Source organism: Herpetosiphonaceae bacterium (genome assembly GCA_036374795.1).
In the GTDB taxonomy this organism is placed as follows: domain Bacteria; phylum Chloroflexota; class Chloroflexia; order Chloroflexales; family Kallotenuaceae; genus LB3-1.
The window spans coordinates 84,934-99,106 of the sequence record DASUTC010000123.1; the positions used below are offsets into that span (position 1 = coordinate 84,934).

The 14,173-nt window shown below is 63.4% G+C and carries 11 protein-coding genes, 1 riboswitch and 1 other annotated feature; of the genes, 7 read left to right on the forward strand and 4 right to left on the reverse strand.

The genetic code is table 11. The features are described from left to right. Nucleotides 1-128 precede the first annotated feature (128 nt). Genes VFZ66_08690 through VFZ66_08700 form a run of 3 tightly spaced genes read left to right on the forward strand, consistent with a single transcriptional unit; the run spans nt 129 to nt 3,284 of the window. Entirely contained in the window at nt 129-2,180 is a 2,052-nt protein-coding gene (locus VFZ66_08690) for an NYN domain-containing protein (GenBank protein ID HEX6289253.1), read from the forward strand. A gap of 31 nt (nt 2,181-2,211) precedes the next feature. Next, a complete protein-coding gene (locus VFZ66_08695) occupies nt 2,212-2,931 on the forward strand; it encodes a phosphoribosylanthranilate isomerase (GenBank protein ID HEX6289254.1) in 720 nt (239 codons plus the stop codon). Then, entirely contained in the window at nt 2,931-3,284 is a 354-nt protein-coding gene (locus tag VFZ66_08700) for a Trm112 family protein (GenBank protein HEX6289255.1), read from the forward strand. The genes VFZ66_08695 and VFZ66_08700 overlap by 1 nt, the downstream gene beginning before the upstream one ends. 95 nt (nt 3,285-3,379) lie before the next feature. Here VFZ66_08700 and VFZ66_08705 read toward each other — a convergent pair whose 3' ends face one another. Continuing rightward, nucleotides 3,380-3,562 (reverse strand): hypothetical protein, encoded by a 183-nt coding sequence (locus VFZ66_08705; protein HEX6289256.1) that lies wholly within the window; start codon nt 3,560-3,562, stop codon nt 3,380-3,382. A gap of 124 nt (nt 3,563-3,686) precedes the next feature. Beyond that, nucleotides 3,687-5,630, reverse strand: a complete 1,944-nt coding sequence (locus VFZ66_08710; protein ID HEX6289257.1) for an ATP-binding protein — start codon at nt 5,628-5,630, stop codon at nt 3,687-3,689. 319 nt (nt 5,631-5,949) lie between these two features. On the opposite strand from VFZ66_08710, the gene VFZ66_08715 reads away from it, so the two are divergent. Continuing rightward, nucleotides 5,950-7,275, forward strand: a complete 1,326-nt coding sequence (locus VFZ66_08715) for an aminotransferase class I/II-fold pyridoxal phosphate-dependent enzyme (GenBank protein ID HEX6289258.1) — start codon at nt 5,950-5,952, stop codon at nt 7,273-7,275. A 79-nt stretch (nt 7,276-7,354) separates the two neighbouring features. Here VFZ66_08715 and VFZ66_08720 read toward each other — a convergent pair whose 3' ends face one another. Next, complete coding sequence (locus VFZ66_08720; protein ID HEX6289259.1) at nt 7,355-10,105, reverse strand: valine--tRNA ligase; 2,751 nt, start codon at nt 10,103-10,105, stop codon at nt 7,355-7,357. Nucleotides 10,106-10,282: 177 nt separating this feature from the next. Then, nucleotides 10,283-10,522, reverse strand: a binding site (T-box leader). Between the two features lie 199 nt (nt 10,523-10,721). Here VFZ66_08720 and VFZ66_08725 point away from each other — a divergent pair. Next, a complete protein-coding gene (locus VFZ66_08725) occupies nt 10,722-11,393 on the forward strand; it encodes a hypothetical protein (protein HEX6289260.1) in 672 nt (223 codons plus the stop codon). A 143-nt stretch (nt 11,394-11,536) separates the two neighbouring features. Here the strand turns inward: VFZ66_08725 and VFZ66_08730 are convergent, their stop codons facing one another. Continuing rightward, the gene (locus VFZ66_08730; GenBank protein ID HEX6289261.1) at nt 11,537-11,656 is read right to left on the reverse strand and encodes a type II toxin-antitoxin system HicB family antitoxin; all 120 of its coding nucleotides are present in this window, start codon (nt 11,654-11,656) and stop codon (nt 11,537-11,539) included. A gap of 179 nt (nt 11,657-11,835) precedes the next feature. Continuing rightward, a riboswitch (SAM riboswitch) is annotated at nt 11,836-11,987 on the forward strand. A gap of 52 nt (nt 11,988-12,039) precedes the next feature. On the opposite strand from VFZ66_08730, the gene mtnA reads away from it, so the two are divergent. Together mtnA and VFZ66_08740 are read left to right on the forward strand one after the other, a co-directional pair. Continuing rightward, nucleotides 12,040-13,131: an S-methyl-5-thioribose-1-phosphate isomerase gene (gene mtnA, locus VFZ66_08735; GenBank protein ID HEX6289262.1), complete on the forward strand. Its 1,092-nt coding sequence runs from the start codon at nt 12,040-12,042 to the stop codon at nt 13,129-13,131. A 111-nt stretch (nt 13,132-13,242) separates the two neighbouring features. After that, nucleotides 13,243-14,166 (forward strand): hypothetical protein, encoded by a 924-nt coding sequence (locus VFZ66_08740; protein ID HEX6289263.1) that lies wholly within the window; start codon nt 13,243-13,245, stop codon nt 14,164-14,166. Nucleotides 14,167-14,173: the final 7 nt, after the last annotated feature.

A 14,173-nucleotide genomic window follows, 5' to 3' on the forward strand; every position in this document is an offset into this window, starting at 1 on the left:
GTTCTTGAACACGTAGAACGTGCCCGTATCTGCCGTATGTGGCTTCATCAGCAAAGCATCTTGCTGCTCTCGATAAGATGCTTTTCCAGAGTCCTGTATCGTACAATCCGTTGGAGAAGAATTGATTTATGGAGAGACCAAAAACCCGCTCAGACGTAGCCGTTTTTGTGGATTTTGAAAACGTCTATGTCTCCGTGCGCGAGAAGTTCGACGCGACGCCGAACTTTGAGATGATCATGGACCGCTGCGAAGACTACGGTCGCATCGTTATCGCCCGCGCCTACGCCGACTGGTACCGCTACCCACGTGTCACCTCGGCCCTATTTGCCAACGGCGTCGAGCCGATGTACGTCCCCACCTACTACTACGATCGCGAGGTAGGCCGCACGGGCCGCCCGATTAAGAACAGCGTCGATATTCACCTCTGCATCGACGTGATGCGCACGCTCTACACGCAGACTCACCTTGACAAATTCGTGCTTGTCACCGGCGATCGGGATTTTATCCCGCTGGTCAATGCGATCCGGCAGCACGGCAAAGAGGTCGTGATCATCGGTATTGGCGGCGCTGCTAGCGCGCACCTGGCTCAGAGCGCCGACGAATTTCTCTTCTACGAGCAGATCGCCGATCTCAAGTCGCCCCAGCAGCGCCAGGAGCAGCAGCGTCAGGAGCAGCAGCAGGCCAAGGCCGAGCGCCGCGAGCGCGAAAAGACCGAGCGTGCCGAGCGCGAGCGGGAGCGCGGCGACGGCAACGGCAAGGTCGAGGCCAGGCGCGAGCGCGAAAAGACCGAGCGCCCCGCGCCCGCGCCTGAGGTCGAGGCACCAGCGCCACAGCGCTCCGTCTACGACACGCTCGTCGATGCGATCCAGCTGGCGCGTCAGCGTGGCTTCGTCAGCAACCTGGGATCGCTCAAGGTGCTGATGCGTGAGCTTGACAGCGGCTTCAACGAGTCGAAAGTCAAGGACTCCAGCGGTCGTCCGTTCTCGAAGTTCAAGGACTTCGTCAAGGAGGCGGAGCGGCAGGGCAAGGTGCAGATCTTCACCAACGGCACGGTGACAGAGGTCTTCCTGCCGGGCGAAGATCCGATGCGCGTCAGCCAGTTCGCCGAGGATCTTGCCTCGCAGCAGGCCGAGCGCGAGCTGGAGAGCGAGCTGGAGCTAGAGGAAGCGCTGCTCGCGCCTGAGGCTCCGGAGATGCTCGATGTCGTTGAGCATCCGTATATCGTGCCGGAGGTCGTGGAGATTCCCGGCGTCGTCGAGCCAGTCGAGGCCGAGCCGCAGCCCGTTGTCGCGCCGATCGAGGAAGAAGTACCGGTAGCCGAGGCTCCGGCCCAGGAGCAGACCACGCGGCCAAGCTTCGGCGAGCGCGAGTGGCAGATCTTCCGGGGCTCGATGTCGCAGTTCACCGATCCGGTTCGCTTTGCCGAGATCTTCAGCGCGCTGCGCGGCCTGCGTAACCAGGAGATCATCGATCTCACCAACAACGAGCTGAAAGAGCTGGTCAAGCAGGCGATCAACCGGGGCATGCTCCAGCGCACCGGGCGCGGCGCGAAAGCCTACTACCGGCTAAGCTCGCAGTACCGTATTGCCCGCGACAATTTCTACAGCGAGCAGCCGCAAACCGAGACAGCCGAAACACAGCCGCGCGCCGAAGCAGCCGGTCAGACGGCGGCGGAAGCGCCCGTCGTTGAAAGCGCAGCGGGCCTGGTTCAGGAGGCCGGGGCTGCCGCCGCCGCGCCACGCCGACGCCGGGCGCGGACTTATAGCAAGCAAGCGCAGGCAGCCGAGGCATCAGCGGAGCCAGCCGCCGAAACCACCGCTGCTCCCGCGCCGGAGACGATCGAGCCGCTGGCCGCCGAGAGCCGCGCGCCCCAGCCCGCCGAAGACGAGAGCGAGCAGCCCGCGCAGCAGAAGACCGAAGAGCCTGCGGCCAAGCCGCGCCGCAATCGCCGCAAGAAACCGGCGAGCGCGGCGGCAGAAGCGGCTCAACCGGCGGCACCTTCGAGCGAAGCGCCAGCCGAGCCTGTGACGGCCAGTGCCGATCAGCCGGATGGCGCAGCCGATACCGACGATGCGCGCAAGGCGACCAACGGCACCAAAAAGCGTCGCAGCCGTCGCAAAAAGACGACCGCGACCGGAGACGAGGCGACCGCTGGCGAGGCCGAGAGCGCTAACGAGTAGCGCCAGCGCTGCGGGGAACGTTTAGTATCCGATGACTGTCGACGTGAAAATATGCGGCATCATGACGCCTGAGCATGGTCGGGCCGCAGTAGCCGCTGGTGCCGATTTCGTTGGGCTGGTCTTTGCGCCAAGCAAGCGGCGCATCAGCCTCCTGCAAGCGCGTAAGATCGTCGCTGCCGTTCGCGCGGCGGCAGACGAGACAGGCAAGGTCGTCGGTCTTGTCGGCGTGTTCGTCAACGAGCAGCCCGAGACGATCAACCGTATCGCCGACGAGGTTGGCCTGGATTGGGCGCAGCTTAGCGGCCATGAAGAGGTGGCGCTTGCCGCTGCGATCAGCAGGCCGGTGATCAAAGCGATCCGCTTCGATCGGCATCCCAGCGAGGCCGGTTGGCTGGCTCAGACAGGCGACTCCGGGCAGGTAGCGCCGCTGCTGATCGACGCCCATGTAGCGGGATCGTTCGGCGGCGCGGGCGTTACCGGCGACTGGGAGCAGGCGGCGGCAATTGCCCGCCAGCGCCCAACCTGGCTGGCAGGCGGTCTAACGCCTGAAAACGTCGCGGCTGCCGTTCGGCGCGTCCAGCCCAACGTGGTTGACGTGAGCAGCGGCGTCGAAAGCGGCGGCGTGAAGGATGTCGCAAAAATTCAAGTCTTTATCTATGCAGCCAAGCGCGCGAGCCTCGCCGATCTCGCCGACACCGCCCAGGACGCTCGCAGCGCTACCAGAGATTCGCATTCGATGCAGGAGGAATGATGAAAACCTTTCGGCGATTACTTGGACTTGGTCTATTGGCCGGGCTAGGCTACGCGATCGTACGCCTGTACCGCCAGTACCAGGAAGATAGCGCCTTTGATCTTGCGCCCGTGGGCAACTTGAGCGGCAACGGCACGGCTCCCGGCGCGAAACGCACGATCAGCAAGGAGCTATTGGAGATCCTGGCCTGTCCCGTCGACAAAGGGCCGGTTGAGCTCATGACGGATGCCGACGGCAAAGAGTGGCTCGTCAATCGGCGCAACGGCTATCGCTACCCGATCGAAGACGGCATTCCGATCATGCTGATCGAGGAGGGCGAGAAGCACAAGGACGAAAGCCTGATCACCGCCTAGATAACCCGGCGGGATACCTGAGATCAGCGCGCAGCAGGGGTCGACGCAATCGCGTCGACCCCTCGTTTATGTCTAGCTGGCTCGATAGCTCGGCGCTAATCGCCGCCCTCGCCGCCCTCGCCGCCTTCAAATCCTTCGCCGCCCTCGCCTGGCTGTGCCAGACCCGGATTGATTCCATCGCCACCTTCGATTCCTTCGCCTGCCTCAGCGCCGCAGCCTGTAAGCAGGCCAAGCCCAAGCATCAGCGCCAGTACCAGCGAGATAAGCCTTCGTCTCATGTCTTCTCCTCCTGCAATAGCACGATCGATTGGCGATATACAGCCATCACAGCAGGCTCGGAAGCAGGTTACATGCCAGGCCCTGGAAGCCGGATCGACGCTCATAGCCGGTGTTCGATCGATGCTACTCCGCCGACGGCACGGGCAGGGCAAACGAAAATGTCGATCCGTTCTCCCACTTGGACTCGGCCCAGATCACGCCGCCATGCGCTTTGATCATGCCATCACACACGCTCAACCCCAGGCCCGTGCCTGTCACATCGGCCTGTACGGTATTCCGCGCGCGATAGAAGCGGTCGAAGATGCGGCCAATTTGATCGGGAGGAATGCCGATGCCTTGGTCGACAACCTGCACGAGCACCCAGGAGCGCGCTGTTTTGATCTGCCTGCGGATGCGGCGCGGCCATCGCGCATCGTCGCTGGTGCGAACCGAGAGCCTGACGGTGATCGTGCCGCCGTGCGGCGAGTATTTGATCGCGTTGCTCAGCAAATTTTGCAACACCTGCGTCAGCCGCAGCACATCGCCGTCGATCAGCGACAGCGGCTCCTGGCACTCGACCACCAGGCCGTGGCGCGTGGTCAAAACGCTCTGCTGATCGACGACGTTACGAACCAGCGACGCCAGATCAATCCGCTGCATGTGCAGCGTGAGCCTGCCCGAGTCGGCCCTCGAAAGATCCAGCAGGTCCTCGACCAGCCGGTTCATGCGCTCGCCCTGTTCCTGAATCACGCCCACGGGACGGCGCAGCTTCTCGTCCGCCTGACGCACGCGCCGCTCTAAAAGCTGCGAGTGGCCCAGCAGCGCCGCCAGCGGATTCTTCAGCTCATGCGCCACCAGCGATACAAACTCCTCGCGGCTGCGCAGCACTTCTTTCTCGCGGGCGAAGAGCCGGGCGTTATTGATCGCCACAGCGGCGATCTGGCTAATCGAGGTTAGCAGCTCAAGCTGACGCGCCGTGTACGCGTTCGGCAGGTAGCTCTGCGCCGACATCACGCCGATCACCTGATCGCCGACGTACAGCGGCACGAAGATCACCGCCGCCGAATGCTTATCGACGCGCCCGAAGCGCACGTGCTGGTCGGTGACTTTGAGGTCGGACATAAAGACCGAGTGCCCGCTCCGCAATACCTGGTCGGCGATCGTCGCCTCCAGCGGGAACGTGCGCGGAGCCAGCAGCTCGTCCTGCTCGATCAGAAACGGCACCTCGATCTCGGTATACTCGTCGTTGACCAGACCGATCAGAAAGACATCGGCGGGCATGACTTGCTGCACGCTGCGATAGATCGAGGGAAACAGGTCGTCCAGCACCAGGGAGCCCGCCAGGTTATGGCTGATCTCGTTGAGCACCTTCAGCTCGCGGTTGGCCGCCTGAAGCCGCAGCGTGATGCGCACAATGTAGCTGACAACGGCCAGCACGCCGAACATCAGCAGCACATCCAGCACAAAGCCGACGGCGCCGCTGCGGAAGCTGGCGACGACCATGGCGAGGGGAATACAGATGATGAAGCTCAGCATCGTCCACAGGCTGACATTCGGCCAGAGCTGCTGGTACACTTCAGTCCAGCCGAAGCGGAGCCAGGTAGCGACCGTCGTGAGCAGGACGTTGATCAGCAGGTAGGTCAGCGCATAGATCAGCAGCGCCGTCACAGGATCGCTTGGCGGCTGATTCAGCGGCCTGCCCAGGAGCAGCCAAATGATCAGACCGGCGCTCACGCCGCAGAGCGCGATCTGACCGGCGTTGAAGATGATGAAAATACGGCTTGGCGTGCGCATCCGTGGATAGAAAATCTGGGATAATTGGCTCAAGATCCAGCTTACGACCTGAACCAGCGCCGCCGGAGCCGCACCAAAGATCAGGAAAACGGCGAAGGTAAACGTCGCGCCCAACGAGAGCGCGCGCTGTGGGCTAAAGCGAATCGTCAGCAGTAGCTCGGCGGCCACGCCAATTGTAGCCAGAAAGATCAGATAAGGCAGGGCAGATAGATCGATCCAGGGAATGAGGAATACCATCGACAGCAGGCCGACAGCACCAACCAACCAGCGAAACAGGCGCGCATGCACAGGCATGAACGTTGAGTCACCAAGTGGTGGATGTCCAGCCACAGGGAGCGCGGGCGATTCACCATGATGCATAGTGCCTATTGTAGCATATTCATCATTTTAAACTTATCGCGCGCGGCACATAAACGACACTTGATCGTAACAAAACGTCCGGTTCTGCGGCATACTACATGTGTCTCTTACACCTGGGACCATCCTTGAATCTGCGAACATTGACGGATGGCGCTGGCTGCTATACCCTTAGCGCTATTCCGTCATCGCCGATGGTTCCACAACGTGTGTGGACTGTTCATGCGGTCACTTCACACATTCAAAGGATGAGGCTATGGCAACAATCAACCGTCCAATGGTCGATGCAGCAAGCTACTTCGAGAACAATCAGCATGCATCACCGCGTGATCTTTCCGAAGTCGCGGCGGGACTCGTCGGCTCGGAGATTCTAAAAATTTCCGCCGATATTCGGGCGATGCAGGCTGCCGGAAAGCCCGTGCTCAATCTGACCGTTGGCGATTTCAGCCCGAAAGAGTTTCCGGTGCCCCAGGCGCTCACCGAAGCCTCGATTAGCGCGCTCCAGGCCGGGCAGACCAACTACCCGCCGTCGGATGGCGTGCTTGAGCTGCGGCAAGCGATCCAGCATCTCTACGCCCGCGAGCTGGGTCTGTCCTATCCGCTCTCGTCGATCGTGGTGCAGAGCGGCGGGCGTCCAGGGATCTATGCCACCTATCGCGCGCTGCTCAACCCCGGCGATACAGTGATCTACCCGATGCCGTCGTGGAACAACAACCACTACAGCCATCTGGTCGGCGCGACTCCCATCGAGATCGAGACGCGGCGCGAGGAAGGTTTCCTGCCGACGGCAGAGGCGCTCGCTCCGCATATCGGCGCGGCGCGGCTGATCTGCCTCAACAGCCCGCTCAATCCCACCGGCACCGTGATCGAGCCGGAGCGGCTGCGCGCTATCTGCGAGCTGGTGCTTGAGGAGAACGCTCGCCGCGTCGAGCAGGAGCGTCCAGCGCTCTATCTGCTTTTCGATCAGATCTACTGGATGCTGACCTTCGGCGATGCGCACCACTACACGCCACCTGAGGTCGCGCCGGAGATGATCAACTACACGATCCTGGTCGACGGGATCTCGAAAGGCTTTGCCGCGACCGGCCTGCGGGTTGGCTGGACGATCGCGCCGCCGGTCGTCGCCGCGCCGCTCAAGGATATTATCGCGCACATCGGCGCGTGGGCACCCAAGCCGGTCCAGCTTGCCACTGCGGAGCTGCTCAACGATGTCGAGGCGATCCACGAGTACCACGGGCAGATGAAGACCGAGGTTCAGGCGCGGCTCAACGCGCTCTACGAGGGCTTTCAGACCATGCGGGCCGAGGGCCTGCCGGTCGATTGTATGGCTCCCGAAGGCGCGATCTACCTTTCGGCGCAGCTCGATCTGATCGGGCGCTCGGTCGACGGCGAGACGTTCACCACCAACGACGACATCCGCCGCTTCGTGCTTGACAGTGCGGGCTTTGGCGTGGTGCCCTTCGGCGCGTTCGGCTTCAAGGAGCAAAACGGCTGGTTCCGCATCTCGGTGGGCGCTGTCTCGCGCCAGGAGATCGCCAGCGGGCTGCCACGGCTGCGCGATGCGCTGAGGCAGGTGAGGTAGGACAAACCGGGGAAGAGCAAAGGAACAAGAGAACAAAGGCTTAACCTCCTTGTTCCCTTGTTCCCTTGTTTCCTAGGCGTTACCCCAGCCCGGCGATGCGCTCGCGGAGCTTCGCGGCGGTCGCCTGCGCCTCGGCCAGCCCGTCGCGCTCGCGCTGCACCACGGCGGCAGGCGCGCGGCTGACGAAGCTTTCGTTGGAGAGCTTCGCGGCCCGCCGCTGGATGTCGGCCTCCACGCGCTCAAGCTCTTTGCCCAGCCGGGCGCGCTCCTCGGCCAGATCGACCATCCCGGCCAGCGGCAGATACACCTCCGCGCTGCCCGCCACCAGGGTCGCCGCGTTCTGCGGCTGCTCGGCCAGGCTCGCCGTCACCTGAAGCTTATCGGGTGCCACGCGCGCCAGCCGACTGATGATCGGACGCTGCGCATCGAGCGCCGCAGTGCGCTGGCCGTCCACGATGATCGCCTCGATCCAGCGGCCCGGCTCCACGCCCGTCTCGTTGCGGATGTTGCGAATGCCGCGCACAATCTCCTGCACCTGCTCCCAGTCGCGCGCGGCGCCCTCGTCGATTGCCGCCGTCTCGGCCTGTGGATACGGCGCGATGATCAGCGCTTCGGGCCGGTTGGCAGCGCCATCGGTGAGATGCTGCCAGGCGGCCTCGGTCACGTAGGGCATGAACGGATGCAGCAGCCGTAGCGCGCCTTCCAGCACCGTGTAGAGCACCTCGCGCGTCGATGCCTGTCGCCGCTCGTCGCCCTCAAGCTGCACCTTGGCGCTCTCGATATACCAGTCGGCGAAATCGTCCCACAGAAACGTTTCGATCTGCCGCCCGGCCTCGCCGAAGTTGTACGCCTGCATCAGCCGGTTTGCATCGGCGCAGAGCCGGTTGTAGCGCGAGATGATCCAGCGATCGGCCAGCGACAGATCGCAGGCGGCGGCGAGATCGATCCCGCCCTGGCGCGTGGCATGAAACTCGCCCAGCTTGCTCACCGTGAAGCGCGTGATGTTCCAAAGCTTGTTGGCGAAGTTGCGCGCCGACTCAAGCCGCGTCGGCTGGAGCGAGAAGTCCTGGCCGGGCGCGCTCGATGTCGCCAGGGTGAAGCGCAGCGCGTCGGTGCCGTACTGCTCGATAATCTTCAGCGGGTCGGGCGCGTTCCCCAGCGACTTCGAGATCTTACGGTTGAGCTCGTCGCGCACCAGGCCGTGCAGATACACCGTATGGAACGGCTCCTGCTCGGTCAGGTACAGGCCCATGAAGATCATGCGCGCCACCCAGAAGAAGAGAATATCGTAGCCGGTTTCCAGCACGCTCGTCGGATAGTAGCGCTTGAAATCGTCGGTCTGCTCCGGCCAGCCCAGCGTCGAGAAGGGCCACAGCGCCGAGGAGAACCACGTGTCAAGCACGTCCTCATCCTGGCGGATCGACGCGCTGCCGCACTGCGCGCACGCGCTTGGATCGTCCACCTCCACCGTAAGACCCTGGCAGCTCTCGCAGTACCACACCGGGATGCGATGCCCCCACCAGAGCTGCCGCGAGATCGCCCAGTCGCGGATGTTTTCCAGCCAGTGGAAGTACACACGCTCGTAGAACTCCGGCACGATCTTGATCCGACCCTCGCGCACGGCAGCCAGCGCGGGCTGCGCCAGCGGCTCCATCTTCACCCACCATTGCAGGCTGAGCAGCGGCTCGATCACGGTGTCGCAGCGCGAGCAGGTACCCATGTTCAGCGTGTGCGGCTCGATCTTTTCGAGGTTGCCCGCCGCCTCAAGATCGGCTACTAGCTGCTTGCGCGCGGCGTAGCGATCCATCCCGGCGTACGGCCCGCCCTGCTCGTTGATCGTCACGTCGCGGTTCATGATGTTGATGAACGACAGATTGTGGCGCTTACCCATCTCGTAATCGTTCGGATCGTGGGCGGGCGTGATCTTCACCGCGCCCGTGCCGAACGAGCGATCCACGCTCGCATCGGCGATGATCGGGATGCGCCGTCCCAGCGCGGGCAGCAGCGCCTCGCCGCCGATCAGCCCGGCGTAGCGCTCGTCTTCGGGATGCACGGCCACGGCGGTATCGCCGAGCAGCGTTTCGGGCCGCGTCGTCGCCACGGTGATCCAGCGCGCGCCGCCGTCCGCCGCAGCGCCGATCCGCCAGTCGCTATCGTCCTCCTGGGCCAGCTTGTAGCGGATATGCCACAGGTGGCTCTGGCGCTCCTCGTGCTCCACCTCAAGATCGGAGATCACCGTGTGGTCTTTAGGGCACCAGTTCACCAGCCGCTCGGCCCGGTAGATCAGGCCGTCGTCGTAGAGCCGCTTGAAGGCCACGCGCACCGCCCGCGACAGGCCCTCGTCGAGCGTGAAGCGCTCGCGCTCCCAATCGCAGCTCGATCCCATACCGCGCATCTGGTCCGCAATCCGATCGTGCTTGCTGTTGGCCCAGGACCAGACCTCATCCACAAAGCGCTCGCGGCCCAGATCGTGGCGCGAGATGCCCTGGCTTGCCAGGTGCTTCTCCACCACGGCCTGTGTCGCGATTCCGGCATGGTCGGTGCCGGGCACCCAGAGCGTCTCGTCGCCCAGCATGCGGTGCCAGCGGATCATAATGTCCTCAAGTGTCGCCATCATCGCGTGGCCGGTGTGCAGGACGCCGGTCACGTTGGGCGGCGGCAGCGAGATCACGAACGGAGGCCGTCCGCGATTCTCGTCGGTCGCGCGCGGCTTGAAGTAGCCGGAACTTTCCCACCAGCGGTAGATGTCGCGCTCGATCTGCTGCGCCTCGTAGGCTTTCGAGAGATCGGCCTGCTTAAGCCAGGCGCGTGTATCGTTTGTCGTTGACATTGCTCTACTCCCAATCAGTTGATCGTCATTCCATTTCGGGCGAACCACCGAGTATGCAGCGCACAGAGCAGAAGCGTGATTCTGCGCTAGGCGCTACATACTCGTCCGGCGACGACAACGCCATCGTCGTCCACGACGACCACCTCCGTTTCCGCATCACAAAAAACCCCTCGTCCAGCCAAGGACGAGAGGCGAAGCTCACGCGGTACCACCTTGATTAGCGAGGCATCGCGGACAGGCGCAATAGCTCGCTCACTCATTGGCGCGGTAACGGGCGCACCCGAAACGAGCTACTGGCTTCGCTCGTTCAGCTCCCAGGCGACGTTCGGTGTCTGCTGCTGCGGCGGGCTTCCAGCCGGTGGCCCACCTTCTCTATCAGCGTGCGCAATGCCTACTCTTCCTGTTCTTCGCTGTTATAGCCACGATTGTACAGAGCCAGCGCCGGCTTGTCAACCGCCGATTGTTCTACGTTGGTCTGAGATCAGACTCCTCGATCTCACAGGAGGGCCAGGCGTAGGATTGGACAGGCAGATCATTTTGTGTATATTTCAGGGCAACAGCGCTTGATGAATGGTCATTACGTGAATCGTGTCGCTGCTAGCATGAGGAGCCCGCCATGCCACAACGTCTACTCAGCCTGCTCATCGTCTGCCTGCTGCTCGTCGGCTGCGGCTCGGCCCGTCAAACAGTGACGAACACCAGGACGCCCGCAGCAACCAGCCAATCACCGACGATCTCGCCAACATCCGGCGTCAGCCCCACGCTCACGCCCGCCCCACAGCCAACCGCGACCGTTGCCACGGCGATGGCCTCGGCGGATACCGGCGGCGCGTGGCAGACCTACACCAACGAGGCGGGCGGCTACTCGCTGAGCATCCCGACGGAGTGGGGCGTCTCAGGCGAGCCAGCGGCGTCCGTCCAATTCTTCGATCAGGAACGCTCGGATCTCGCCGATCTCGGAACGGGCGAGCCTGAGTATTTCGCGGGCGGCGTCGAGATTCTGGGCCTCATCGCGTCGGAGCCAGACCCGTACCTCGCGGTGCTGCCCAACCAAAGCGCGATCGTCGATATGCGGCCCATCGAGACGCCGCTCGGCGCGGGGCGGGTCTATACGCTGCGCCGCGACCGCTTCAAGCCCCTGGCAGGCGAGACGGTCTGGTACGCGCAGCACGCGCTGATCCCGGTCGGCAGCCGGATCTATGAGCTGTGGGTCAGAGTTGACGCGACGACCGGCGGCGATCCGGTGCCGACGCTGCGGCGGATGCTTGAGGGGCTGCGCGTAGGCTGAGCGCCGTGAGATGATCAGGGTCGCTCATGCATTGATGAGGATGAGGATGGTAGAGTTAAGCGATGTATGACCGTGGTTGACATCGAGGGTAGCACTACTTCGCCGTGTTCGAGACGATCTGCCAGGACGCGGAGCGCGAGCGCTTAAGCACAAGCAATCGCCTCATCCCGTGATTGCCCATATGCCAGAACACCAGGCAGATCCGGCACCTCGGCAATGATCCGCCCATCCTCTTCCTGTTCAATCTCGATCGTAAAGTTCATCGCGCGATCTCCGTCATACATCAGAGGTTCACTACGGTTAGTATACTTCATGTCCATCAGCGCCGAAGGCCGGGTCTGCCGCTCCACCCGCAGCTACTCGCGCATGGGCACAATCGTCATCGGTGGTTGCGGCACCCTGAGGCTTATGCTATAATCGCCGTTCGATAAATACATAACGCGACTCATCGCGAGGGGCGGAGGGACTGGCCCGATGAAGCCCGGCAACCCTGAACGGAAGGCGCGTCGCCTGTCGAACGCTGGCAGGTAGCGCTCCATCACGCAGAAGGTGCCAAATCCTGCGGCATGGCTGAGCTGTGCCGAAAGATGAGAGGGATTGTTGATCTAGCCTCTCGTGACGAGCGGCTTTTTTTGTGGGTAACGCAATGCGAACGGTATGGTGGGAACCCGGCGCGGTCTGCCTGATCGATCAGACCAGGCTGCCACACACGCGCGAGACGGTACGTTGCACGACAGTCGAGGCTGTCGCGGAGGCGATTCGCGGGATGATCGTGCGGGGCGCTCCCGCGATCGGCATCACCGCAGCCTATGGCATGGTCCTGGCCGCCCAGTCATGTGCTACCGACGATCCCGCCGAGCTGCTGGCCGCGCTGACCGCAGCCAAAGCCACGCTCGACGCCGCGCGGCCAACCGCCGTGAACCTGCGCTGGGCAACCGACCGGATGCTGGCGCTGGCGCACGCGCTGCGCCCGAATACTCCAATCGCCTCGATCGGTGAGCGCCTGCTTGCCGAGGCCCACGCGATCCGCGACGAAGACGAGGCGATGTGCTACGCCATCGGCGACTGGGGCGCGCATCTGCTGCCCGACGGCGCGCAGGTGCTCACGCACTGCAACGCGGGCGGTCTGGCGACGGCGGGCTACGGCACCGCGCTCGCGCCGATTAAGACCGCCCACAGCCAGGGCAAGCGCGTCCATGTCTTCGTCGACGAGACGCGACCGTTTCTGCAAGGCGCGCGGCTGACGACCTGGGAGCTGCAAGAGGCTGGCATTCCCCAGACGTTGATCACCGACAACATGGCTGGCTACTTCATGCGCCAGGGCGCGATCACCTGCATCATCGTCGGCGCTGACCGGATCGTCGCCAACGGCGATGTCGCCAACAAGATCGGCACGTATAGCGTGGCGGTGCTGGCGAAAGCGCATGGCATTCCGTTTTACGTCGCCGCGCCCACCTCGACGATCGACATGAGCCTCGCCAGCGGCGACGACATCCCGATCGAGCAGCGCGATCCGAGCGAGGTAATCCATCTGGCGGGCCAGCTACTCGCGCCGGTAGGCGTCCAGGCGGCGCATCCCGCCTTCGATGTGACGCCGCACGATCTGATCACCGCGATTATTACGGAGCGCGGGATTGTCGAGCCGCCGTTCGAGCACAACCTACGATGGGTGATGGAGCAGCCAGCGGCGGAAGGCGACCGGCAGCCGATCGAGTCAGCCGGGGCTGCCGACAGCTAGGTGCTTGGGTTCGCTATGCCCCTGCCATTTCGGCCAAAATGTCAGCCACTTCATCTAGGACCGCTGCCATACGCTGACGAGACAAAAGCGTGGAACGCCGTCACCCAGCACATGCCAGAGCTACCGGCGCTGCCGCTGCTGGTCGGTGAAGGAGAGTCGCCAATAGCGCTGGCTGCCGAGGGCTTTGCGGGCATTACGATCAACCATGCCGACATCAGGCTCGACCGGGAGCAGGCGCGGGCCGGGCTGGATAAGCTCTACGCCGCCTATCTGCGTGGCACCACGGGCGCTCAGGCACTAGAGCTTGCGGCGCTGCCGCGCATGATGCATATTGAGGCCGCGCTGCGGCGGGCGCAGGCGCTGTTTGGGCTGGTACACGGCCCGGTCAGCCTGGCACAGATCATCGTCGACGATCAAGCCGAGCCGATCATCAATGAGGCTGAGCTGCTCGACGGACTGGCGAAGCATCTGTTCTTACGGCGCTTATGGCTCCAGAGCGCGCTTGAGCGCACCGACAAAGCTGCGATCGTCTGGCTCTACGAGCCGTACCTGAACGTGGGCGAGTCGACGTTTTGCGCGCAGCCATCCGACGTGCTGCTGGAGGCGCTCGATCAGGCGCTCGGCTACCAGATGCCGCGAGCGCTCTGGATCGGCCAGGCCGAGGCGACTCTGCTGCTGCCTGAGCACTGGCAGATCGATATCCTGGGCCTGCCCTTGCCGCAGCCGGAGCAGATCGAGACGATCGGGCCGTGTATCGCCCAGCTTCTCGCGAAGAAAACGGCGCTTGCCTGGGGCATCGTACCGGCCACGGCTGAGGGGCTGCGCAGCGCGACGGTGGGGCGGCTGGCCGCGCGCTTTGAAGCGTGGCTGCGCGCGCTGCAAAGCGTGGGAGTATCAACCGCCGATGTGGTGGGCGCATCGGTGATTATGCCTGAGGACACACTGGCCTATCTTGAAACCGCCGACGCCGAGCGTGCGCTGGCGCTGACCGCAGAGCTATCGTCGCTGATTCGACAGTCATACGGAGTAGATTAGCAAGTAC

What these genes read in the sequence shown, in the direction of transcription:
- VFZ66_08690 (HEX6289253.1), top strand. Translation starts at nt 129, where the DNA reads ATGGAGAGACCAAAAACCCGCTCAGACGTAGCCGTTTTTGTGGATTTT.
- VFZ66_08695 (HEX6289254.1), top strand. Translation starts at nt 2,212, where the DNA reads ATGACTGTCGACGTGAAAATATGCGGCATCATGACGCCTGAGCATGGT.
- VFZ66_08700 (HEX6289255.1), top strand. Translation starts at nt 2,931, where the DNA reads ATGAAAACCTTTCGGCGATTACTTGGACTTGGTCTATTGGCCGGGCTA.
- VFZ66_08705 (HEX6289256.1), bottom strand. Translation starts at nt 3,562, where the DNA reads ATGAGACGAAGGCTTATCTCGCTGGTACTGGCGCTGATGCTTGGGCTT.
- VFZ66_08710 (HEX6289257.1), bottom strand. Translation starts at nt 5,630, where the DNA reads ATGCCTGTGCATGCGCGCCTGTTTCGCTGGTTGGTTGGTGCTGTCGGC.
- VFZ66_08715 (HEX6289258.1), top strand. Translation starts at nt 5,950, where the DNA reads ATGGCAACAATCAACCGTCCAATGGTCGATGCAGCAAGCTACTTCGAG.
- VFZ66_08720 (HEX6289259.1), bottom strand. Translation starts at nt 10,105, where the DNA reads ATGTCAACGACAAACGATACACGCGCCTGGCTTAAGCAGGCCGATCTC.
- VFZ66_08725 (HEX6289260.1), top strand. Translation starts at nt 10,722, where the DNA reads ATGCCACAACGTCTACTCAGCCTGCTCATCGTCTGCCTGCTGCTCGTC.
- VFZ66_08730 (HEX6289261.1), bottom strand. Translation starts at nt 11,656, where the DNA reads ATGAACTTTACGATCGAGATTGAACAGGAAGAGGATGGGCGGATCATT.
- mtnA (HEX6289262.1), top strand. Translation starts at nt 12,040, where the DNA reads ATGCGAACGGTATGGTGGGAACCCGGCGCGGTCTGCCTGATCGATCAG.
- VFZ66_08740 (HEX6289263.1), top strand. Translation starts at nt 13,243, where the DNA reads ATGCCAGAGCTACCGGCGCTGCCGCTGCTGGTCGGTGAAGGAGAGTCG.